The 21618-nt window shown below is 63.5% G+C and carries 13 protein-coding genes; 2 read left to right on the top strand and 11 right to left on the bottom strand.

Translation table 11 applies throughout. The annotated features are described in order from the left end of the window. Positions 1-26 precede the first annotated feature (26 nt). Positions 27-452 carry an organic hydroperoxide resistance protein gene (locus tag G3N59_RS09690; protein ID WP_205982369.1) on the top strand — a complete coding sequence of 142 codons (426 nt, stop codon included), beginning with the start codon at positions 27-29 and terminating at the stop codon, positions 450-452. 168 nt (positions 453-620) lie between these two features. Here G3N59_RS09690 and recD read toward each other — a convergent pair whose 3' ends face one another. From recD to G3N59_RS09645, 9 genes are all read right to left on the bottom strand, one after another. Continuing rightward, positions 621-2867, bottom strand: a complete 2247-nt coding sequence (gene recD, locus G3N59_RS09685) for an exodeoxyribonuclease V subunit alpha (RefSeq protein ID WP_241023321.1) — start codon at positions 2865-2867, stop codon at positions 621-623. Beyond that, positions 2864-6697, bottom strand: coding sequence for an exodeoxyribonuclease V subunit beta (recB, locus tag G3N59_RS09680; RefSeq protein ID WP_205982368.1), 3834 nt, complete (start codon positions 6695-6697; stop codon positions 2864-2866). Before recB ends, recD begins: the two co-directional genes overlap by 4 nt. Beyond that, positions 6694-10287 carry an exodeoxyribonuclease V subunit gamma gene (gene recC, locus G3N59_RS09675; protein ID WP_241023320.1) on the bottom strand — a complete coding sequence of 1198 codons (3594 nt, stop codon included), beginning with the start codon at positions 10285-10287 and terminating at the stop codon, positions 6694-6696. The genes recB and recC overlap by 4 nt, the downstream gene beginning before the upstream one ends. A gap of 257 nt (positions 10288-10544) precedes the next feature. Then, entirely contained in the window at positions 10545-11642 is a 1098-nt protein-coding gene (locus tag G3N59_RS09670) for a sn-glycerol-3-phosphate import ATP-binding protein UgpC (protein ID WP_205982366.1), read from the bottom strand. Positions 11643-11675: 33 nt separating this feature from the next. Next, the gene (gene ugpE / locus G3N59_RS09665) at positions 11676-12521 is read right to left on the bottom strand and encodes a sn-glycerol-3-phosphate ABC transporter permease UgpE (RefSeq protein WP_205982365.1); all 846 of its coding nucleotides are present in this window, start codon (positions 12519-12521) and stop codon (positions 11676-11678) included. After that, positions 12521-13402 (bottom strand): sn-glycerol-3-phosphate ABC transporter permease UgpA, encoded by an 882-nt coding sequence (gene ugpA / locus G3N59_RS09660; RefSeq protein WP_205982364.1) that lies wholly within the window; start codon positions 13400-13402, stop codon positions 12521-12523. The genes ugpE and ugpA overlap by 1 nt, the downstream gene beginning before the upstream one ends. Before the next feature lie 118 nt (positions 13403-13520). Then, positions 13521-14765, bottom strand: coding sequence for an FAD-dependent oxidoreductase (locus tag G3N59_RS09655; RefSeq protein ID WP_205982363.1), 1245 nt, complete (start codon positions 14763-14765; stop codon positions 13521-13523). Positions 14766-14895: 130 nt separating this feature from the next. After that, a complete protein-coding gene (locus G3N59_RS09650; RefSeq protein WP_241023319.1) occupies positions 14896-15771 on the bottom strand; it encodes a transporter substrate-binding domain-containing protein in 876 nt (291 codons plus the stop codon). Positions 15772-15970: 199 nt separating this feature from the next. Beyond that, positions 15971-17296 carry an MFS transporter gene (locus tag G3N59_RS09645; protein WP_205982361.1) on the bottom strand — a complete coding sequence of 442 codons (1326 nt, stop codon included), beginning with the start codon at positions 17294-17296 and terminating at the stop codon, positions 15971-15973. Between the two features lie 279 nt (positions 17297-17575). Between G3N59_RS09645 and G3N59_RS09640 the strand changes: the two genes are divergently transcribed. Then, on the top strand, positions 17576-18103 hold the full coding sequence (locus G3N59_RS09640) for a nucleoside 2-deoxyribosyltransferase (protein WP_241023318.1): 528 nt from the start codon (positions 17576-17578) through the stop codon (positions 18101-18103). Positions 18104-18117: 14 nt separating this feature from the next. On the opposite strand, the gene G3N59_RS09635 is transcribed toward G3N59_RS09640, so the two are convergent. Next, positions 18118-19785, bottom strand: a complete 1668-nt coding sequence (locus G3N59_RS09635; protein ID WP_205982360.1) for a peptidase S1 — start codon at positions 19783-19785, stop codon at positions 18118-18120. Positions 19786-19983: 198 nt separating this feature from the next. Further along, complete coding sequence (locus G3N59_RS09630) at positions 19984-21591, bottom strand: S53 family peptidase (protein WP_205982359.1); 1608 nt, start codon at positions 21589-21591, stop codon at positions 19984-19986. Positions 21592-21618 lie beyond the last annotated feature (27 nt).

Genomic DNA, 21618 nt, shown 5'->3' with positions numbered 1-21618 from the left:
GCGTTGCTCACACTGGAGAGTCAGTCATGTCGATCGAAAAAGCCCTTTACACCGCCGAAGCCACTGCAACCGGAGGCCGTGACGGCCGCGCCGTCGTCCCCGCCAGCAAGCTCGACCTGAAGCTCGACACGCCGCGCGAACTGGGCGGCGCAGGCGGTGAAGGCACGAACCCCGAACAACTGTTCGCAGCGGGTTACAGCGCGTGCTTCATCGGCGCGATGAAGTTCGTGGGTGCACGCGACAAGATCGCTGTGCCGGCCGATCTCTCGATCACCGGCCGCGTGGGTATCGGCCAGATCCCGAACGGCTTCGGCATCGAAGTGGAACTGCGTATCTCGCTGCCGGGCATGGACCGCGCTGCGGCGCAGGAACTGGTCGACAAGGCTCACATCGTCTGCCCGTACTCGAACGCCACGCGCGGCAACATCGACGTGACGCTGACGATCGTTTAAGAGCGCACACGCAGTCTGCCGCCAGTTTTCCGATTTGTTTTCTCGCTTTGTTTTCTCGATTTCCGATCGGAAAAATTGCGTAAAAGCGGCACTGTATCGCGCCGGGCGGTGACGGAACGAGCCTGATCGAGGCTCGCCCCGGCGCCGCCCGGCGCGTTGTTGTTTTCGTTAGTCGCTGTCGCCAGCAAGACCTGCCATCAGCCCGCTCGCGCGCTGCACCTTCGCCACGACTGCCCTGTCAAGCACCGAACGCCCTTCCGGCACGGCAAGCGTCAGAAACGCGCGCGCCCGTGTGATGCCTGTGTAGACGAGTTCACGCGTGAGGATCGGGCTGTAGGTATCGGGCAGCACGAGCGCCGCGTGCATGAACTCCGAGCCCTGCGATTTGTGGACCGTAAGCGCGAACACCGTTTCCACGCCCTGCAAACGGCTAGGCGATACCCACTTCACGCCGCCCACGCCGTCACCGGACGGAAACGCCACGCGCAGAACCGGCGGCTTGCCTTCTTCAACCGGAAAATCGAGCGCAATGCCGATATCGCCGTTCATCAGGCCGAGCTCGTAGTCGTTGTGCGTGACCAGCACGGGGCGTCCCGCGTACCAGTCGCCCAGCGGCTCGATCAAACCTTCTTCCTGCAGCAATCGCGCGACGCGCCGGTTGAGCCCTTCCACGCCCCAGGCGCCGCGCCGCAATGCGCACAGCAACTGGAATTCCGTGTGCGCTTTCAGCACGCCGGCAGCCCATACAGCGAGTTCCTCAGGCGTCGCACCAGGCGCTGGACGTTCGCTGCGCATCGTTTCCAGATAGTGACGATAACCGCGCCGCGGCACATCACTATGTTGCTGCCCAGTCTCGCCAACATTGCCATCGACGATCAGCGCGCGTAGCGGCGCATCGTCGTGCATGGGGCAGATCACGCGTGCGAGATCCGCATAACCATGCCGCCAGATCTTTGCCACGCCCGTCGCATCGCCGGCATTGACGAGTTCCGCGAGCGCGCCAATGCCACTTTCCGATGCGAAACGATGGCTCTGACGCAGCATCGCCACGGCCTGATCGAGCGGTGTGCCGCGTGCATCGAGCATGACGGTGTCGATCCGCTCGCCGGTGGCCGCTTCGAGCCACGTGCGCGTCGCCTCCGTATAGTGGCCTTCGCGTGCGCGATCGCAAAGTTCGCCGAGAACAGCGCCCGCCTCGACGGAAGCCAGCTGGTCCTTATCGCCGAGCAGGATCAAACGCGCCGTCGGCGGCAAGGCATCGAGCACCGCCGCCATCATTTCAAGGTCGACCATCGACGCTTCGTCGATCACCAGCACATCGACAGGCAGCGGATTGGCCGCATCGTGACGGAAACGCCGGCTGCCGGGCCGCGTACCCAGCACGCGATGCAGCGTCGTCACTGCGGTGGGAATGGCGTTGCGCAATGCCGTTGCGTCCACGCCCTGCGCGAGCGCATCAAACGGCAGGCGCGCCACTGCACCTGCAATCGATTCGTTCAGCCGCGCCGCCGCCTTACCCGTCGGTGCGGCCAGACGAATCCGCAATGGTCGCGCCGATGCCTTGCTGCCCAGCGCCAAGGTCTGCAGGAGTGCCAACAACTTCACCACGGTGGTGGTTTTCCCCGTGCCCGGCCCACCCGTGATGATGCTGAAAGCGCTACGCGCGGCGAGTGCGCAAGCGAGCTTCTGCCAGTCAGCCTGCTTTGCCGGTTCCGCGACAGCGCGCGGCGCAAACAGCGCGTCCAGCGCCGCGCGCGCCGCAGCAGCGGGCAATTCCATCTCGATGCGGGCGCGTTGCGCGAGCCGCGCTTCGATGCCCGCGCGCACGTCCTGTTCGTATTGCCAGTAGCGGCGCAGATAGCAACGCGTCCCCGTCAACACGAGCGGCGTGTTGCCTGCATCCTTGCCCACGAGATCGGACATATCGAGCGCCGCGAGCCAGTCTTCGAGTGTGACGCCCGCCAGCACCTCGGCGGGCGGTTGCGGCGGTTCGTCGGTTTGCACCTGCGGGCCGTCGGGCGGCAGGGACAACGCAAAGGCCGGATCATCGAGCGTCGCTTGCAAATCGAGGCACACGTGTCCGCGCCCGAGTTGATGACTGGCGAGCGCCGCCGCAAGCAAGAGCAAAGGCGAGGCTTCAGGCGCCTCTTCCAGCAAAAAGCGCGCGAACGCACCATCGAGCGCACGCAGCCAGCCGCGCTCGACCCAACGTTCGAGCGTGGCCAGCATCTGCGCCGCAGTGCTGGTTGAAGCCGTGCGCGCCGCCGCCACGTTGGAGACCTCGGGCTTTGCTGCGTCGATCACGCGTTCAGGCTCTGGCGCTTGCGCGGGCAAATCCAGATCGGCGAACAGATCACCCGTTACGCCGATACCGTCTTTCGGCGCGGAAGTCGCGGTCGTGCGTCGCTTCGTCATACCGCGCCCTCCAGCGTGTCGTGATTCGCAAACAGCGCGTCGAGTCCTTCGATCAACTCACGCGGCGGCCGCTCGCAATGCAAGCCCTGGCTTGCCGAATTTCCACCGCGCAGGAACATATAAACCGCCCCGCCGATATGTCGATCGTAGTCATAGTCGGGCAAACGTGATTTGAGCAGCCGATGCAGCGCAAACAAATAAAGCGCATATTGCAGTTCATAACGCGAATGCAGGATTTGCGATTGCATTTTTTCTACGGTGTACGAAGCATCGTCGGCGCCTAGCCAATTCGACTTGTAGTCGGCGACGTAGTAACGCCCTTCATGCTCGAATACCAGGTCGATAAAGCCCTTGAGCATGCCGTTCAGGCGCGCGGCGTCCAGCGGCGGCCGTTCGGCGCCATCGAGCGTCAATGCGGTAACCAGTGCATCGAGCTCGCGCGTTTCTACCCGATGCGCGGCAACCCAGAACTCCATTTCCGCCATATAGCGCGTTTTATCGAGCGACGAAAGCGTGAGCGGTGCAACCGGTTCGCCGTCGAAATCGGGCAATTTGAGCGGTGTGGTGATGAATGACAGAATCCATTGCGTCAGCGTATCGATCCACCTATCCCAGCCGCGCACACTGCAGCGACGCGCGATCATGTCGCGCAAACGCTCATGCGCGCCCGCTGCTGCGATCTCGGCGAAACCTTCGTTCGCGATCCATTCGATCAGTTCGTGCAGAAAACTACCGGCGTCGGCGCCACGCTCGAAACCGTGCATCGGCGTGTTGGCGGGCGCGAGTGCATTCGCTTCGGGCACGTCATCGCTCTGAGGCGCGCTCGCGCCGAGCAGTTCCAGAAAGACGTCTTCGCTGCGGGTGTCGGGCGCGGCGCGCTCCTCGTCTTCCAGCTTTGCCGCGAACGCGCCCTGCGTGCCCTCCACGGTCTTGAGGCTCGAATAGCTGGCGATCCACCAGGGCGTGCGCGTGCGGCGCGGGAACATGCGCGCATGTCCGCGCATCGCAGCCGGGCCCACCGTGGCGAAGATTTCGTTGCCAGCCGCCGGCGCCAGTGCAATATCGATGTCGTGACACGGCCCGCAGAACGATTCAAGCAGCGTATCGCTCTGTTCAGCCGGCAGCGCTTCGCCGCCGCCCACCAGATAACCAAACGCACTGCCCTCCACGTTCTGCACGGGCGCGTAGCCAATCCACGTGGCGTAGCAGGCGCGCGTGAGCGCGACGTAAAGTTTGCGCAGATCTTCGCCAAGCCGTTCACGGTCGGCTTGAACCAGTACAGCGGGCTCCGCTTCCAGCGTAATTTTTAGTTCGCCATCCTGATCGTGCCATTTGAACGGCACGTCGGTGGCTTTCACCGCACGATGCGCGCACGCGAAAGGCAGGAAAACCAGCGGATATTCCAGACCTTTCGACTTGTGGATCGTGACGACCTGCACGAGCCCGGCATCGCTTTCCAGCCGCAACTGACGTGCATCGCCGCCACCGCCCGCGCTTTCGTCTTCGCGCTGCTCGTCCAGATAGCGGATCAGCGCGTGCTCACCGTCGAGTTGCGTGCTGGCCTGCTGAAGCAGTTCGGCCAGATGCAGCAGATTCGTGAGCGCGCGCTCGCCATTCAGCCCCGACGCAGCGCTTTCGCCGAGCAAGCGCTGCGGCACGTGGAAATCGTTGAGCAGACGGCGCAGCATCGGCAGTACGCCCTTCTTGCGCCACACTTCGCGATAGCCGCGAAATTGCAGCACACGCCCTTCCCAGGCGATTTCATCGCGGCCCAGCGCGTCCAGTTCGCTCCAGCCCAGGCCCAGCGACGCCGTGGCGAGCGCACTGCGCACGAGACGGCCATCGTCGGGCTCCGCGCACGCGCCGAGCCAGAAGCGCAACTCTTCGGCCTGGGACGTGAGATAAACCGAATCGCGATCGGAAAGATAAACGCTACGCACGCCACGCACCGCCAGCGCTTCGCGAATCGCGCGCGCTTCGTCGCGGTTGTTCACCAGCACGGCCATATGCGCGGGCCGCAACGGCTTCAAGCCTGCTTCGCCTTCGAAACCGGCCGCGCCCATCTGCCCGAGATTGAGCAGGCGCACCATTTCCGTCGCGCAACTCGCGGCCATGCTCGCGAAGTACGCGGTCTTGCTGAGCGGCTTGCCGTCGTCCGCGCCCGGCAGCCACCAGACGTTGAGCGCGGGCAGCGCGTTACCGTTCGCCACGAGTTCATCGGAACGGCCGTGCGCATCGGCGGCAACGAACGGCAGGGCATTGTCACCGTGGTTTGCGCCGCGAAACAGAAATGCACCGCTGCCTTCGGCACGCATTTCCGCCGCTTCGAAACAGCGGTTGACCGCATCGACCATCGCGCGCGTCGAGCGGAAGTTCTTCTTGAGCGTATAGAGCCGCCCGGCGCAGGCACGCCTTGCGCGCAGATAGGTATAGATATCCGCGCCACGAAATGCGTAGATCGCCTGCTTCGGATCGCCGATCAAGACGATTGCCGTATCGATGTTATTCGACTCGATCGCATAGACCGAATCGAAGATCTGATATTGAACCGGGTCCGTGTCCTGGAACTCGTCGATCAGCGCGACCGGATACTGCTTGCGGATGATCTCGGCAAGTCGCGGTCCATTGGGTTTTTTCAGTGCGGCGAGCAGACGCGTCAGCAGATCGTCGAAACCCATCTGCGAGCGGCGCGCTTCCTCTTCCTCGAAACGGCGCGCTACCCAGCGCGCCGCATGGCAAAGAATGGGCAGCTTCGCTTCGGGCCGTGCGGACAGCGCTTCGAGCAGGGTTTCCATTGCCGTGAAGCACGGGTGCGCCGGCGGCTTGCCGTCCTTCCAGATTTCCGCGAGGCCGTCTGGCGTCAGACGCGTCCACACGGCGGCATCGTCCTTGAAACCCGGATGAGCGCTTTCCGGGTCGTTGGCCCATTCGCGCAGCTTCGCAAACCAGTTTTCGCAATTGCGCGTGTTCAACTTCTTCGCGTCGAACAGTTTCTTTTCGCGTGCCGCCGCAATCAGCCCTTCGGCTTCGTCGATACCCGCGCGCCACGGTGCCTTCAACGTTTCGAGCGCTTCGAACGCCTGCGTGCGGGCTTCATGCAAGGCCGCTGCGGGCTCGGCAGCATCGGGCAGCAGTTCGGCGTGGGCGAGCAGGCTGCGAATCGCGCCGTGCAAGGCGTCGGGACTCGCGAACCACGCGCGCACTTCGCCCGCGCCGCGCGCATCCAGCGGCGCCATGAAGGTGCGCCAGTAGTCGCGCACGACTTCCGCACGCAACTCGGTCTGGTCTGTTTCCAGCGTCTGCGAAAAGAGACTGTCGCTATCGAACGCATGCTCGCTGAGCATGCGATTGCACCAGCCGTGGATCGTGGACACCGCCGCTTCGTCCATCCATTCCGCCGCCAGTTGCAAACGACGCGCACAAGCTGGCCATTGTTCGGGCAGATATTCCTCGCGCAGATCGTGCAGCAGATCGACGCCGGGCGCGCGTAGCGGCACCTCGTCGGCATTGGCCCGGAAGTATTCCGCGGCTTCGATCAGACGCGCACGAATACGTTCGCGCAGCTCCTTGGTCGCCGCATCCGTAAAGGTCACGACAAGGATTTCAGGCGGCGTGAGCGGGCGTATTCCCGCCTGCGCCTGCGCGTCCCCGGTGTCTTCTTCGTCATGAAACTCACTGGCGCCGTGATGCCCGAGCACGAGGCGCACATAGAGCATCGCGATCGTAAAGGTCTTGCCGGTGCCCGCGCTCGCTTCGATCAGGCGGCTGCCGTAAAGCGGAAAGCGCAGCGGCTCCAGCACATCGGCGATCATGTCGTCTGCCGGGGTCATGCGGTTTCTCCAGCGGTATCGGCGGCATTGGCCGAAGGCTTCTTCTTCGACGATGAAAGCGGCGCGCGCTGCACCGGCATCAGCAACGACGTTGCGAGCGCAACGAATTCGTCACCCGCAATCAATGTATCGAAGTCGGCAAAAGCCCTTCGCAGATAGGGATTCGTATCGCGCTCGCCAGGCAGGCGCGCAGCGCCCTCGTACGCCGTGCGCGCTGCGTCCCAGGCGTCGGCCGGAATGTCGCCCGTGTCCGCAACATAATCGGCCGGCAGTTTGCGCAGCCAGGCGAACGCAGTTTTCACGGCGAGCGGCAACGGCCTGCGCGTGCCTTCGTCCCACGCCGCAAGCAACTGGAGCAGCCACGCGCGCGCCACTTCAGGCGCCACCGGCGCGAACTCCGCCACGCCCACCTTGCTGACGATCACCGTCGTCACCTCGCCCGCCGCCAGTTGCGCCGCGACGTGCGCAACCCAGTACGCCACCAGCCGGTCGCCACGATACTTGTTGTCCTTGATAAGCGTGCCCGCGTCGAGAATCACGCGGCCCAGCGCGCCGCCCTCGCCTTCGCGGATATCGTCGATCCAGTCCTGCAGTTCGAGCGTGCGGCCATCGCGCTGCACATCGAGACGAATTTCGTATTGATGCGCCAATTGATCCGGCCAGCGTGCCAACGCCTTGCGATATTCGGCGAACAGCGCCTCCATCGGCTCGAGCAGTTCTTCGCCGATGACCTCGCCAAAGCCGCCCGCCGCCAGGTCGCCGCTGCGATGCATGCGTTCGAGCCGCTCGCGCGCGACCGTGTCGAGATCGCCATCGCCGCGTTCCATGGCCCGCAACTGCGCGCGAATCAGTTCGTCCTGCAACTGCCACGCCTGCAATGCGTCCACCTCGAACGGTTCGTGGTTCTCGCTCGCTTCGTCCTGCATTTCGAGGCCTACGCGCAGGCGCTGGCGGAAAAAGCTGCGCACGGGATCACGGAGAAATTCACCCAGTTCGCGGATGGAAAGCGGTTCGTCGCGCTCAGCCACCGCCAGCACGGTATCGGCGGATGGCGTGCCTGCAAGCGGCGCAGGACGGCTCCATTCGTGCGCGTAGGTATAGAGCGCGGTGTCTTGAGGATCGGCGGGGAAATACTCGGCGCTGAACGGTTGCAGCCGATGCTCGATCGTCAGCGCATCCAGCAGTTTGCCGGGCTTGTCGGGCTCTTCGCCTTCGAGATGCCAACCCGCCTTGAGATGGTCGCGCAACTGCCCGACCAGCACCGAAGGTGGACGCGGTGTATTGTCGGTCACGCTGCGGCCCACCCACGAAATATGCAGATGATCGCGAGCCGACAGCATGGCTTCGAGGAACAGATAACGGTCGTCTTCGCGACGCGAGCGGTCGCCCGGACGATAGTCGCGTCGCATCAGGTCGAAGTCGAGCGGCGTGCGGCTGCGCGGATAATCGCCGTCATTCATGCCGAGCAGGCACACATAGCGGAACGGAATCGCGCGCATCGGCATCAGCGTGGCGAAGGTGACGGCGCCCGCAAAAAAGCGCTGCGAGAGACCGCCGCCGTCGAGCTGGCCGAGCCAGTTTTCCGCCACGATCGCCAGCGGCAGCGCCTGCGTCAGCGCCGCTTCATCGCAGGCGTCGCGCCACGTTTCGAGCGCTTTATCGAGGCGTTCGAGCGTGAAGGCATCCTCGCCTTCGGTCGCGGCGAAAAACGTCGTTGTGAGTGCACGCAGGCGCTCGCACCACTGCGACACGCTCACCGGCTCGCTGAGCGTGCGCCATGCTTCGTCGAGCGCATCGATCAGGCGCGTGAGCGGCCCGAGCAGCGCCGCATCCAGCCCGCCGATTTCCGCATACGGCTCGATGCCGCGCCACGCGTTGGCACGATCGCCGGCCGCATAGCCGAGCAACATGCGACGCAGGCCGAACATCCAGCTATTGGGCGCGCTCGCTTCGTCGCCTTGCGGCAGGCCCAGACTCGCACGCTGCTGCGCATGCAGGCCCCAGCGAATATTCGCGCCGTCGATCCAGTTGCGCAGCGTGGGCACATCGTCGGCATCGATACCGAAGCGCGTGCGTACCGCCGGCACTTCCAGCAGGTCGAGCACATCGCTCACCGTCACGCGCGCGTGCGGCAGCGACAGCAGCATCTCCAGCGCGCCGATCAGCGGATCGAATGCACGCTGCGCGCGGTCAGCAATGCTGAACGGGATGTAGCGCGGATCATCGCCATCGACCAGACCGAAAACAGCCTGAATATGCGGCGTATAGACCTCGATGTCCGGCACCATCACGATCACGTCGCGCGGGCGCAAGGCCGGGTCGGCCGCGAACGCCGCCAGCAGGCGGTCATAGAGAATTTCCACTTCGCGCTGCGCGCTGTGCGCCACGTGGAAGCGGATCGAATCGTCCACCAGCGGATCGACTGCGGGCCAATGCTCGCGCGTCTCCGGCAAAGGCCGCAGATCGCGGATATCGTCCTGCAACTGTTGCAGCAGCGTATGCGGCTCGGCGCCGTCGAACAGATCGATACGCTGGCCGATGCGCGTGAAATGCGGCGTATATGTTTCGCGCGCTTCGTCGCTGTCGTATTCGTCGAGCAGGCCGATGAAATCGCGGCCCTGCTTGCCCCAGGCCGCCAGCAAAGGCTGCGCATGCAGATGCAGCTGCGATTCGTCGAGGATGGCGGGCGCGCCCGCACGACGGCGCTGGCGTGCGTGACGCGCGCGCAGCAGATCCTGATCGGCGACGATATCGGCCCAGTAATGCATGCAGGGGTTGTGCACGCAGAGCAGCACCTGACTCCAGCGCGCGAGTGCCGCCAGCACTTCGAGCGACTGGCGCGGCAGGCTCGAAATGCCGAACACCAAGAGGCGGCGCGGCAGTCCACGCGGACGCGCATCGCCTTCCTGCCAGCTTTCGGCGCGCTGCATAAAGAGGTCATGCACGGCGGCGCGGCCCGTTTCCGCCAGTGCGCTGCCCGCGGGCGCGCGCGCGCTCACGTCGGCCAGCAAGGCGCGCCAGAGCGCGGCCTGCCAGCGCGCATCGTCCGCGAGCGCAATGCGGTTATTACGCGCGTCGATCACCACATCGTCGTTGGCGGCCCATGCGGCCAGCCAGTCGGCGCGATAGACCTGGTACTGGTCGAACAGATCGGCCACGCGCTGCGCGAGCTGAAAGCACTTGCGCTGTTCTTCGTCATTCGACATGAAGCGCTTGAGCGGCTCGTAGCCCGGTTCGTCGAGCAGCGCGGGCAGCATGCGCATGAGCCGCCAGACCAGGCGCGATTTGTCGAACGGCGACACGGCCGGCACCGCATCCTCACCCAGCACCGCACGATAAACGGCCCATAGAAAACGCGACGGCAGCGACATTTCGAGCGCCGCCGCAATGCCGCAACCGCCATCCTGAGGATCGGCCGCGAACGCGAGCTTGAGCCACTGCGCGATGCCGTTACTCTGAACCAGCAGCATTTCCTTTTCGAGCGGCGCAATCGGATGCTGGGTGATCCAGTGCACGATCAGATCGCGCAGGCGCTCGGGCTCGTTGCCGTGGACGAGCATCAGCCCCGCAGGCAGTGCGCGCGCGTTCAATGGCGGCTCCCGCTCAGAGCGAATGCGGAATAAGCGCCGCGTGCAGCGCGCGAGCGGAATCGAAGCGTGAGGGATGCGGCCATGTCGCCTGGTCGTGTGTGTTTGCGGTCTGTTGACTGCTTGTTGCCTGCTTGTTGCCTGCTTGTTGCCCATAGGAAACGCGCGAAAAAGCCTCATGGCACGTGCGTTTCCGAAGCGAAACAAGGTGCGGACCGCCGGTGCGACGGCCCAAAGCGCTATGTTACGACATAGCCCGCTCAGACGAGGCGCTTCCCCCCGGCCGGGTCGAAGAAATGCAGGCGCGCCGCCGGCAGACGCACGGCAATGCGCTCGCCCCGCGCGGGCCGGGTTTCATGCGGAAGACGCACGATCAACTCATTGCTGCCCCAGCGGCCGTGAGCGAGATTATCGGCGCCCAGCAGTTCGCAGGTTTCGACTTCGAGCGTGATACCTTCACCGCCGACATCGCCGCCATACAGATGTTCGGGACGCACGCCTAGCACGCATTCGCGCCCCGGCTTCAGTTGCTCGCGCAGTTCGGGCGCGAGCGCCGCGAGCGGCAAGGGCAAATGCGGGCCCATGCCGGCCGTTTCGAAACGCTGGCCGTCCGCACTTACGCGGCCTTGCAGCAGATTCATGGCCGGCGAACCGATAAAGCTCGCCACGAACATCGACGCCGGGCGGTCATAGACCTCGCCAGGCGTGCCGACCTGCTCCGCGCGGCCGCCGTTGAGCACCATCACGCGTTGCGCCAGCGTCATCGCCTCGATCTGGTCGTGCGTGACATAAAGGCTGGTGGTTTTCAGCCGCGCATGCAGGCGCTGGATTTCCAGACGCATCTGTACGCGCAGTTTGGCATCCAGATTCGAAAGCGGTTCGTCGAAGAGAAACACGGAAGGCTCGCGCACGATCGCACGCCCCATTGCGACGCGCTGGCGCTGGCCGCCCGACAGTTCGCGCGGCTTGCGTTCAAGCAGCGCCCCCAGTTCGAGAATATCGGCCGCTGCGGCCACGCGCACGCCGATTTCGCGCTTGTCCAGCCCCTGCAATTTGAGGCTGTAGCCCATATTGCGCGCGACCGTCATGTGCGGATAAAGCGCGTAGTTCTGGAACACCATGGCGATATCGCGATCCTTCGGCTCCATGCGATTGACCACCTTGCCGCCAATCGCAATCTCGCCGGAACTCACGCTTTCGAGCCCCGCCACCATGCGCAGCAAGGTCGATTTCCCGCAGCCGGAGGGTCCGACCAGCACCATGAATTCGCCATCCGCGACTTCTACATCGATGCCGTGCAGCACCTGCTGCGCGCCGTCATAGCTTTTCGTCACGCCCCGCACACTCAATGCCGCCATGCCGTCTCCCGTTTTATCGCGAGCGTGTGCCGCTCATTTTTCGACATCGACCAGCCCGCGCACGAACCAGCGCTGCATCGCCAGCACCACCACGAGCGGCGGCAGCATGGCGATCATCGTCGCGCACATCACCAGTTGCCATTGCGTCGCGGCATCGCCGCTCGCGATCATGCTTTTGATGCCGACCACCGAGGTTGTCATCGATGCGGTACTCGACATCAGAATCGGCCATAAATACTGATTCCAGCCGTAAATAAAGGTGATGACGAATAGCGAAGCAATATTCGTCTTCGAAAGCGGCAGCACCACATCCCAGAAGAAACGCATCGGCCCTGCGCCGTCGATACGCGCCGCTTCGATCAATTCATTCGGCAAAGTGAGAAAGAACTGGCGAAACAGAAACGTGGCCGTAGCGGAAGCAATCAAAGGCAGCGTGAGGCCCGCGTAGGTGTTGGTGAGATGCAGCGTGGCCGCGACCTGCACCGTGGGAAAAATACGCACTTCCACCGGCAACATCAGCGTGACGAAAATCAGCCAGAAGGAAAGACGCCGCAGCGGAAAGCGAAAAAACACAATCGCATAAGCGGAGAGAATCGAAATGACGATCTTGCCCACGGCAATCACGAGCGCGGTAATCACGCTATTGAGCAGCATCTTGCCGAACGGACTCGCCGCGCTGCCGGTGCCGATATTCCACACAGTAGCGGCATTCTCGAACAGATGCGTGCCAGGCACGAGCGAAAGCGGCACGCTAAACACCTGCTGTTCGCTCTGGGTCGCCGCGCAAAACGCAACGTAGACCGGAAACGCCACGACGGCGACGCCGAGCAGCAGCATCGCGTGGCAAAAGAGATTGAAATAGCGGCGATTTTCGACCATCAGTATTGCACCCGCCGTTCGATAAAGCGGAACTGAAAAATCGTGAGGCCGATCACGAGCAGCATCAGCACCACCGATTGCGCGCCGGAACTGCCGATATCCAGGCCGCGAAATCCTTCGTCGAAAATCTTGTAGACAAGCGTGCGCGTAGCCTGCCCCGGCCCGCCGCCGGTTGCCGCGTCGATCACGGGAAAAGTGTCGAACAACGCATACACCACGTTCACGACGAGCAGAAAGAAACTCGTGGGCGACAACAAGGGAAATGCGATGCCGAAAAAACGCCTCACAGGCCCGGCGCCATCGATGGCCGCCGCTTCGAATAACGATTGCGGAATGGCCTGCAAACCCGCGTAAAAGAATAGAAAGTTATAGCTGATCTGCTGCCATACCGAGGCAATCACAATCAGCGTCATCGCCTGACCGGGATTGAGCGCGTGATTCCAGATCACATTCACGCGCGCCAGCGCATAGGTTACGAGGCCAATACTCGGGTTGAACAGAAAACCCCAGAGCACCGCGGCAATCACCGGCGCGACCGCATATGGCCAGATCAGGAAGGTCTGATAAAAGCGCTTGCCGCGCGTGATGTGATGCGCCATGCCGGCCAGCACGAGCGAAAGCGCAAGGCCGCACACCGTCACCAGCACGGTAAAGATCAGCGTCGTTTTGACCGAACCCAGATAGAGCGGGTCCTGAAAGAGCCGCGCGAAGTTCGCAAAACCCACGAACTCCGACGACGTGCCGAAGGCATCCTCGGCCTGAGTGGATTGCAGCAGTGCCACACCCGCAGGCCATAGAAAGAAAATGGCGGTGACCGCAAGCTGCGGTCCGATCAGCAGATAAGGCAACAGGCTCGCGCCGAAACGGGAGCGTGATTCCATCGCGTCGATCTCCTCGAATGTCGGCGCCTTCGCCGCGCAAGCATTCTAGCCGAGAGTCGGCGCGCGCCGCGTCAATGAGGTCTCAATGACGCGGCGCGAAGGCCATGCCGGGCGCGAATCAGCCCGCCAGCGTGGCCGCCGCGAACTTGCCGATGTCCGTGGCCGGATCGCGCAAAGCCGCCACGTCGAGCGTCTTGCCGCAACCGACGAGCTTCTTGCCGCACAGGAAATCGGGCATCGACGCCACCGCATCGACCGCCAGCAGCGTGCCGTTCTTGAGGTAATAGACGGCGAAGCGGCGCGCTGCCGGATCGCCGCGCACCACGGTTTCGTCATGACCTTCGTGCAGGCCCACGGTCTGCAGCTTCAGATCGAACTGATCCGACCAGAACCAGGGCGCATCGCAGGCCGGACGCGCCTTGCCGACAATCGCCGACGCCGCCAGCTTCGCCTGCTCGACCGCGTTGTGCACGCTTTCCAGACGCCCCGTGCGGCCGTAATGCGAAAGCGGACGGCTCGCGCAATCGCCGATCGCGAAGACATCCGCGTCGGACGTGCGTGCGTCGTCGTCCACCTGGATGCCGTTCGCGCAGACGATGCCTGCGTTTTCGGCCAGCGCGACATTCGGCGTCACGCCGATGCCGATCAGCGCGAGCGTGGCGGGCACGATTTCGCCGTCGGCGAGACGCACGCCCGTGAGCTTGCCGTTCTCGCCTACCAGCGCTTCGATCTTCGCGTTCAGGCGCAGATCGACGCCTTGCGTGCGATGTTCGTTCTCGAAGAAAGTCGAAACGGTTTCGCCGGTCACGCGGCCCAGCACGCGCGGCGCGGCTTCCAGCACCGTGACATCGTGGCCGAGCTGGCGCGCAGCGGCCGCTGCTTCGAGGCCGATATAACCCGCGCCGATCACCACGAGCTTTTCGCCCGGCTGCACGCGTTCGCGCAGCACATCGGCGTCGGCGAGCGAGCGCAGCGCGATTACGCCGGCCAGATCGTGGCCCGGCACGCTCAGCGCGCGCGGCGCGGAACCGGTCGCGAGAATCAGCTTGTCGTAGTTCAGCGTCGTGCCGTCCGCCAGCGTGAGCGCGCGGCTCGCGCGGTCGAGCGACTGCGCATTCACGCCGAGCTTGAGCTCGATGCGCTGGTCCTCGTAGAACTGGCGCGGCTTGAGCCAGAGGCGCTCGACGTCCGATTCGCCCTTGAAATAGGCCTTGCTCAGCGGCGGCCGATGGTACGGCGGCACCGGCTCTTCGCCCACGAGCACGATGCGCCCTTCGAAACCATACTGGCGCAGCAGTGCCGCGGCGTTGCCGCCCGCGTGCCCCGCCCCGACGATCACTACCGTGCTGCCTTGTTCCTGCATGTCCGCTCCCGTTCGTTCAGTTGCTGCGCGGCCTCAGACGGGCGCGCGTCGTTCAGGACCGAGATCATCTCACGTCTGCGGCGCGGCCCGCAAAAAAGCCCGCACGCAGGTCCCGGTCCCAGTTTTAGTCTCAGTCGAGCGCGCGATCGTCCGGCGCGGCATATAGCGCGCGCAACTGTCCGTTCATCGGGAAATCGATGGTCACGCCGCGCGGCGGAATCGGTTCTTCGAACCACTTGCGATAGAGCCGGGCCATTTCGCCGCTCTTCATCATCGCGCTCATCGTATCGTTGACGAGTTGCCGGAATGCAGGGTCGCCATTGCGCATCATGAAAGCATAGGCTTCCCACGATTGCGGCGTGCCCACGATCACCCAATCCGATGGATGCGCGCTCAACGATCGCACGCCCGCGAGCAACACATCATCCATCATGTAGGCCACGGCGCGCCCCGCTTCGAGTTCCGTGCGCCCCTGTGTGTAATCCTTCGCGCTGATCACACGCATATCCATCTGCTTCTGCAGATTCATGAGTCGAAGAATACGTTCGGACGTCGTAGTCTGATTCGTCAGCACGCTTTTGCCCGCGAGATCCTTGAAATCGTGAATACCCGATTCCTTGCGCGTGAGCAGCCGTGTGCTGGCAATAAAGAAGGTATTCGAAAACGTCACCTGACTCTGGCGCGAACGCAGATGCGTGGTCACGCCACATTCCAGATCGACGGTGCCGTTTTGCACGAGCGGAATGCGGTTTTGCGACGTGACGGGAATGAAGCGCACTTCCAGATTCGGACGCTGCGCCCTGGCCTTCACAGCCGCGATAATACGATCGCAAATGTCCTGCGAAAAACCGATAACCTTGCCATTCGCATCGCGGTATGAAAACGGCAAGGACGCTTCGCGATAACCGATGGCGATGCGATTGGCCGACTCGATTTTTTCGAGCGTGGGTTGCGCGAACTGCGCCTGCGCAGCATCAGGCAATGCCAGCAGCGCGCCGATGCCCAAGCCTGCAATTACGGCGCGGATTACAGCCCGGATACCGATTGCGCGTCGCGCCCTTCGCCCCCTCTGCTCCCTCATGCCCGCCGCCTCGTCGAGTGATTGCAGACATGATGTTAGCGCGGCAAACCAGCCCACGAAAACTCCGGGCGAAAAAAAAGCAGCGGACGCATCTGCTGCTTTTTTCTCTATTCGGTCCGCGAAATCACGCGCCGCCTGCACCCCGGCTATTGACGATTTCCTTCGGCTGCAGCAGCGCCAGCACCGCGCCCACGGCCATCGCCGCCGCCACGCAATACATGCCCGCATTGGTGCTATGCGTGACATCCTTCATCCAGCCGATAATCGACGGGCTCACGAAACCCGCGAGATTGCCGATCGAATTGATCATGCCGATCGCCGCCGCTGCCGAACCACCCGCCAGAATCGCACTCGGCCACGCCCAGAACACCGGCATGGTGGCGAGCATGCCCGCTGCGCCCACCGAAAGCGCGAGCATCGCGAGCGGCACATTGTTGGCGAATACCGTGCTGAAATACAGCCCGAGCGCCGATGCGAATGCGGCAATGGCGAAATGCCAGCGACGCTCGCCATTGCGGTCCGCGCTCTTCGCCACGAACAGCATGCTGAACACGGCGCAAGCATAAGGAATGGCAGTCAGCAGGCCCACATCGAGCGCGTCTTTCACGCCACTCGCTTTAATCAGCGTCGGCAGATAGAAACTGATGCCGTAAAGACCCATCATGCAGCAAAAGTAAATGCCGGCCATGAGCCACACGCGACCATTGCCGAACACCGAAGCCACCGATGCGTGGCCCTTGCCCGCCTGATCGGCTTGAATGTTCTTTTCGAGCAGATCGCGTTCTTCATTCGTCAGCCACTTCGCCGCACGAATGCTATTGGGCAGATAGAAAAGCGTAATCACGCCCAGCACGAACGAAGGCAGCGCCTCGATCAAAAACAGCCATTGCCAGCTCGTCATGCCGTCACGGCCGTTGAAAGCCGCGAGAATCCAGCCCGAAAGCGGGCCGCCCAACACGCCCGCCACCGGAATGCCGATCATGAACAGCGCGTTCATGCGGCTGCGCCGCGCAGCGGGAAACCAGTAGGTCAGATACAGCACGATGCCGGGGAAGAAACCCGCTTCGGCCACGCCCAGCAGAAAACGCACGAAATAGAACTGCGTGGGCGTCTTCACGAATAGCGAAGCCGCTGAAATCACGGCCCACGTGAGCATGATGCGCGCGATCCAGACGCGTGCTCCAACCTTGTGCATCAGCAGGTTGCTCGGCACTTCGAAGAAAAAGTAGCCGATAAAGAAAATGCCGGCCCCAAGGCCATAAACGGTTTCGCTGAATTGCAGGTCGCTGAGCATCTGCAACTTCGCAAAGCCCACGTTCACGCGGTCCAGATAGGCCGCGACATAGCAGAGAAACAGGAACGGCAAAAGGCGCAGCGTGGCCTTCCCGTAGGCGCGGGATTCGAGTTGCTGTCGTGCGGCGCCCGTCAGGCCGCTGGCGAGTGTATTCATGGTCTCCACATGGTGTGCGCAAAGATCGGAGCGGATGCGCCGCGTCTTTTTCGTGTTTTAGGCGGTTGCTGCAAAACGCAGCAGATGGCCGGCATGTTACCGGTAGCGTCCGCCGCATGCAAACGGCATGACAAACCCCATGATCGTAGCGGCGCGGCTTTCCGGCTGTCAACAATTCGTAAGACAAGCCGAATCTGCGCATGCGCACGGCGGCGGGCTAGAATCGGCGTTCGAGTTTCGTATCGGAACCATTCGGCAACTTCGCATGGAGGCACACACATGATGACGCTCGCCACTTCGCCCCGCCGCCCGCGCGTGTATCTCGCGGGCTTCGACGTGTTCCGCCTCGACGCCGTCGAACACGGCGCGCGCCTCGTCGCCGCCTGCGCGGAATACGGTTTCGAAGGGCTTTATCCGCTCGACGCCCAGGCGCCCGCCGATCTGGACGGCCCGCGCCAGGCCGCGTGGATCTATCGCGCCAATATCGACGCCATTCGCAGCGCCGACATCGTCATGGCCAACGTGGACGACTTTCGCGGTCCCGGCGAACCGGATTCGGGCACGGCATTCGAAATCGGTTTCGCCGCCGCGCTCGGCAAGGAAATCTGGGCTTACACGACCGATCAAGGCACGCTGATCGAGCGCGTGCCATCAAAGGCCGACGCGCAAGGACACGTGTGCGAACGCGGTTACCAGGTAGAAGACTTCGGTCTGCCAAAGAATCTGATGATCGCCTGCGCGGCGCGCATCGTGCAGGGCGATGCCCGCGCGTGTCTGGAGGCAATGGCACGCGGACGTCTGGACTAGACGTCCCGCACACATCAATGATGCATCGCGCTCATCGTACTCATGCGCTGCAGCGCGCGAATGCGGGCGATGGCCGGGCGGTCCGTCACCGCGCTCTGATAGAGTTTGGCCAGATCGGCCTTGAGCGCGGTGCGCGACGCGCCGTCCAGATAGACCATATGCCCGGACGGATAAAAACGCGCGCTTAGGTTATTGCGCACTTTCTGGTCGAGCAGCGGCATCTTCTGCAGATCGATCACGGTCTGATAAAACGGCGTGACGAAGTCGTAATACCCATTCGCCGATAACACACGCAGATCGGGATTCAAGGCCATCACCGCGGCCAGATCGCCTGCCGTATACAGCACGATATTGCCCTGCGCATCGCGCCCCTTCTGCGCGCCGGTTGGATCGATATGGCCGAAGTCCCAGTTCTTGAAAGCCTGATCGTTGAGATCCGTGAACGAGGAATTGGTGCGGAATTTCAGCGTCTCGTTCAAATAGCTGCTCCACATTGCCGTATAAACGCCCGTCACGGCCGTCATGGTCGGATCGTTACCGCCTGAATTCGGATCGATATTGCCGGCGATGCCCGTGTCGATAGCGGTCACGCGTCCATCGTAGGAACCGAGCGCCATGCCCTTGTCTTTAAGCAGCGTCGTGAGAAAAAGCGAATTACCGCGGCTGTCGTAAGCGGCAATATCCAGATTCCACGATTCGAGCGTTTGCGTGTCGATGCCCGTGTATTGCGAAAGCTTCTTGAGCGTGGCAGGAAGCGCAGCATTGTGCGGATTGGGGAATTTTTCGAGCGCCGTCATGTAATCGGTGCGGGCGAATTGCGCCACTTGCGCCGCGAACGCATTCAGATCTTTAGGCGCGGGCTTCACGCCCAGGCGCTTATGGAACCAGGCATCGGCGGCCGCTGTGGGTAACGCGCCCACTGGATTGCCGCTTTGCGTGTAATCGAGAATCGACGATTGCAGCGTGATGCCGTTCAGATCCACGCCGTCCTCATGCAAGCGATAAGCGAGCACGCAACTACGCGCCGTGCCATACGATTCGCCGTATAAAAACTTCGGCGAATTCCAGCGATCGTTCGCGCTCAGATAGCGTTTGATAAATTGCTTGAGCGAATCGGCGTCTTGATCCACGCCCCAGAAATCGCGATTGTGATGCGGCGCCACAGCCGCCGAATAACCGGTGCCCACCGGATTGATAAAGATGAGATCGCTGCGATCGAGCAGGCTGTCTGGATTGTCTTCGAGCGTATAAGGCGCGGGCGGCGTAAAGCCCGGCATCGACGTCTTGATGCGTTTAGGCGCGAACGAGCCCAGCAACACGAATACCGAAGACGAGCCCGGCCCGCCGTTATAGAAGAACGTCACGGCACGATCCTGCGCCTGCACGCCGTCCTTCGTGAACGCTACGTAAAAAATCTTCGCGTTGGGCTGCGAACTGCTCGGGTCGACGGTAACCAGGTGGCCCGCCGTCGCCGTATAGGCAATCACCTCGCTGCCGACCTGGAGCGCGTGATGCGTGATCGCGGCGTTCTCGGTCATGTCGGTGACGAAGTCGTCGGGGCCGTTGCCGTAGGCAGTCGGATCGAAACACGGCTGGTCGGCCGGGCTGCGATGCTTGCCGTTGCCGCCCGCCGGGCCCGATGCGTGCCCGTTGCCGTTGCTGGAATGCGCCTCGTCGTTCATGTCGTCTCCTTGCTCGTGGCGCGCCTTCCGTGCGATAGCTACGCGAACGGAGCGCCTGTTTCGCTTCGGAAACTTCCGAAGCCCCTCGGATACCATCGGAAACAGGAAGCAAAAACCGGAAACTCAAGCTGCGGAGCACGACGCTGAACGCGCCGTGGCCGTCATCGATGCTATACCGAACGCGCCTGGGACCACCGTTTAAGCGAGCGCGGCAGCCACCTTGCTGCCCACCGGCGTGCCGAGCCCCGTGCAGGCGTCCCAGCCGGGCCCCGCGGTGTAGTCGCCATTACTGCCGCTGGTGACGTCGTTGAACGCGCCGGGTTGCGCGTAAAGCTTCGCGTTGACGAAGCCCGCCGCCTTGCCGCCGCTCGCGTTGATACGCGCGATCAGCGCGGCCCACAGCGGCGCGACGGCGCTCGTGCCGCCCACCACCGTATCCGTGCCGCCGATATGCACCGCGTAGCCCGTGGCCGGATCGGCATCGCCCGCAACATCAGGCACGCCGCGCCGCACCAGCGACCCCGCGCCGCCGTTCGCGCGCACGAGCCGCAGGCCCTTTTGCCACGCGGGCAGTGCAAACGTCATGCTGACACCGCCGCCCGTCGCACCATCGCTACCGTTGCTCCAGACCGTCTCGCGCGAAATGCGCCCGTTCGCCGCCGTCACGTGCGTGCCGCCGCAACCGAGCACATACGGGCTCGAAGCGGGGAAATCGACGTGATCGGCGCCATCGCCCACGCCGTCCTCCGAGCCGCTGTCGCCGGACGCCGCACAAACCGTCACGCCCAGCGCCACGGCCGTCTGCAAGGCATCGTTGAGCGCCCCCAGCGACTGCTGCGACCACACGGATTCCGGCGCGCCCCAACTGATCGAGATGACCGACGGCTTGCGCTGGCTGTCGTGCAGTGCGGCGCTCACGGCATTGACGAAGCCGGCCTCGCTATTGGGTGCGAAATACACGGCGATCAACGCGGCGGGCGCGAGCGAACCGGCAATTTCCACGTCGAGCGTGACTTCGCCGTCCGGGCCGTTCGGGTCGCCCGTGGGCGCGTTTTTCGTCTGGTCGACCGACACGGCCTCGACCTGCGGCTGCGCCACGCCCAGCGCGCTGAAGTAGGCCTGCAGATCCGCTTGCGCGTAGCCGCCGCCCATTTCGATCAGCGCGATGCATTGGCCCTTGCCGTCGCCCGCCGGGAAGTCGTAGAGATCGGCCAGTTGCAGCGGCGTGAACGAGCGGCTCACGGCGCGCGCGGCACGGATCGGCGCATGCACGGGACCGTCGCCCACCGAAGCGGGCGCAGTCGATTCGATGCGGAAATGCGGTTGCACCTTCGCGCGGCTGTCGAGACCCACGACGGCCGTGACGATTTCGTGCATGTCGTCGGGCAGATGCACGGGGCCAACCGGCTGGCGAAAATGCTGTTTGAGCGTGCCGACCTGATGCTCGAAACGCTGGAGATCGACGCCGAATGCGTCGTTGTATTGCTGCACCGTGCCCGAAAGCACGACGCGGCGCGCGCCCGCATCGGCCTTCACGACCGCGAGGCCATGCGCGCTGGCGAAGGCCTCGGCGCGCTTCACGTCGGCCGCCGACGCGCCAAAGCGCTGCTCGTAGTCCGCGCGCGAAACCGGCTGGGCGCCGGGCGCACCAGCGGTGATGCCGTCCACCAGCGCGCGGAAACCCGCTTCGTCCTGGCGTCGCAAGATCAGCACGACGTCGAAATGGTCCGCCGGATCACATGCGCCGACGCATTGCGCGCCAGCCGGTACGGGATGGTCACTGCCTGCCACGGGATGCCTGGACATGGCCGTTTCTCCTTGTTGGGCACGCGC

Origin of the sequence: Paraburkholderia sp. Ac-20340 (genome assembly GCF_017104965.1) — a bacterium.
GTDB lineage: Bacteria > Pseudomonadota > Gammaproteobacteria > Burkholderiales > Burkholderiaceae > Paraburkholderia.
Note: the sequence above shows the minus strand (reverse complement) of the source record. Positions and strands in the feature narration are given on the sequence as shown.

Bases quoted from the DNA above. Each gene is read 5' to 3' on its own strand.
- G3N59_RS09670 (WP_205982366.1), bottom strand. From the start codon at position 11,642: ATGGCGGCATTGAGTGTGCGGGGCGTGACGAAAAGCTATGACGGCGCG.
- G3N59_RS09630 (WP_205982359.1), bottom strand. From the start codon at position 21,591: ATGTCCAGGCATCCCGTGGCAGGCAGTGACCATCCCGTACCGGCTGGC.
- G3N59_RS09635 (WP_205982360.1), bottom strand. From the start codon at position 19,785: ATGAACGACGAGGCGCATTCCAGCAACGGCAACGGGCACGCATCGGGC.
- G3N59_RS09640 (WP_241023318.1), top strand. From the start codon at position 17,576: ATGATGACGCTCGCCACTTCGCCCCGCCGCCCGCGCGTGTATCTCGCG.
- G3N59_RS09655 (WP_205982363.1), bottom strand. From the start codon at position 14,765: ATGCAGGAACAAGGCAGCACGGTAGTGATCGTCGGGGCGGGGCACGCG.
- G3N59_RS09645 (WP_205982361.1), bottom strand. From the start codon at position 17,296: ATGAATACACTCGCCAGCGGCCTGACGGGCGCCGCACGACAGCAACTC.
- G3N59_RS09690 (WP_205982369.1), top strand. From the start codon at position 27: ATGTCGATCGAAAAAGCCCTTTACACCGCCGAAGCCACTGCAACCGGA.
- ugpE (WP_205982365.1), bottom strand. From the start codon at position 12,521: ATGGTCGAAAATCGCCGCTATTTCAATCTCTTTTGCCACGCGATGCTG.
- ugpA (WP_205982364.1), bottom strand. From the start codon at position 13,402: ATGGAATCACGCTCCCGTTTCGGCGCGAGCCTGTTGCCTTATCTGCTG.
- recD (WP_241023321.1), bottom strand. From the start codon at position 2,867: ATGACGAAGCGACGCACGACCGCGACTTCCGCGCCGAAAGACGGTATC.
- recB (WP_205982368.1), bottom strand. From the start codon at position 6,697: ATGACCCCGGCAGACGACATGATCGCCGATGTGCTGGAGCCGCTGCGC.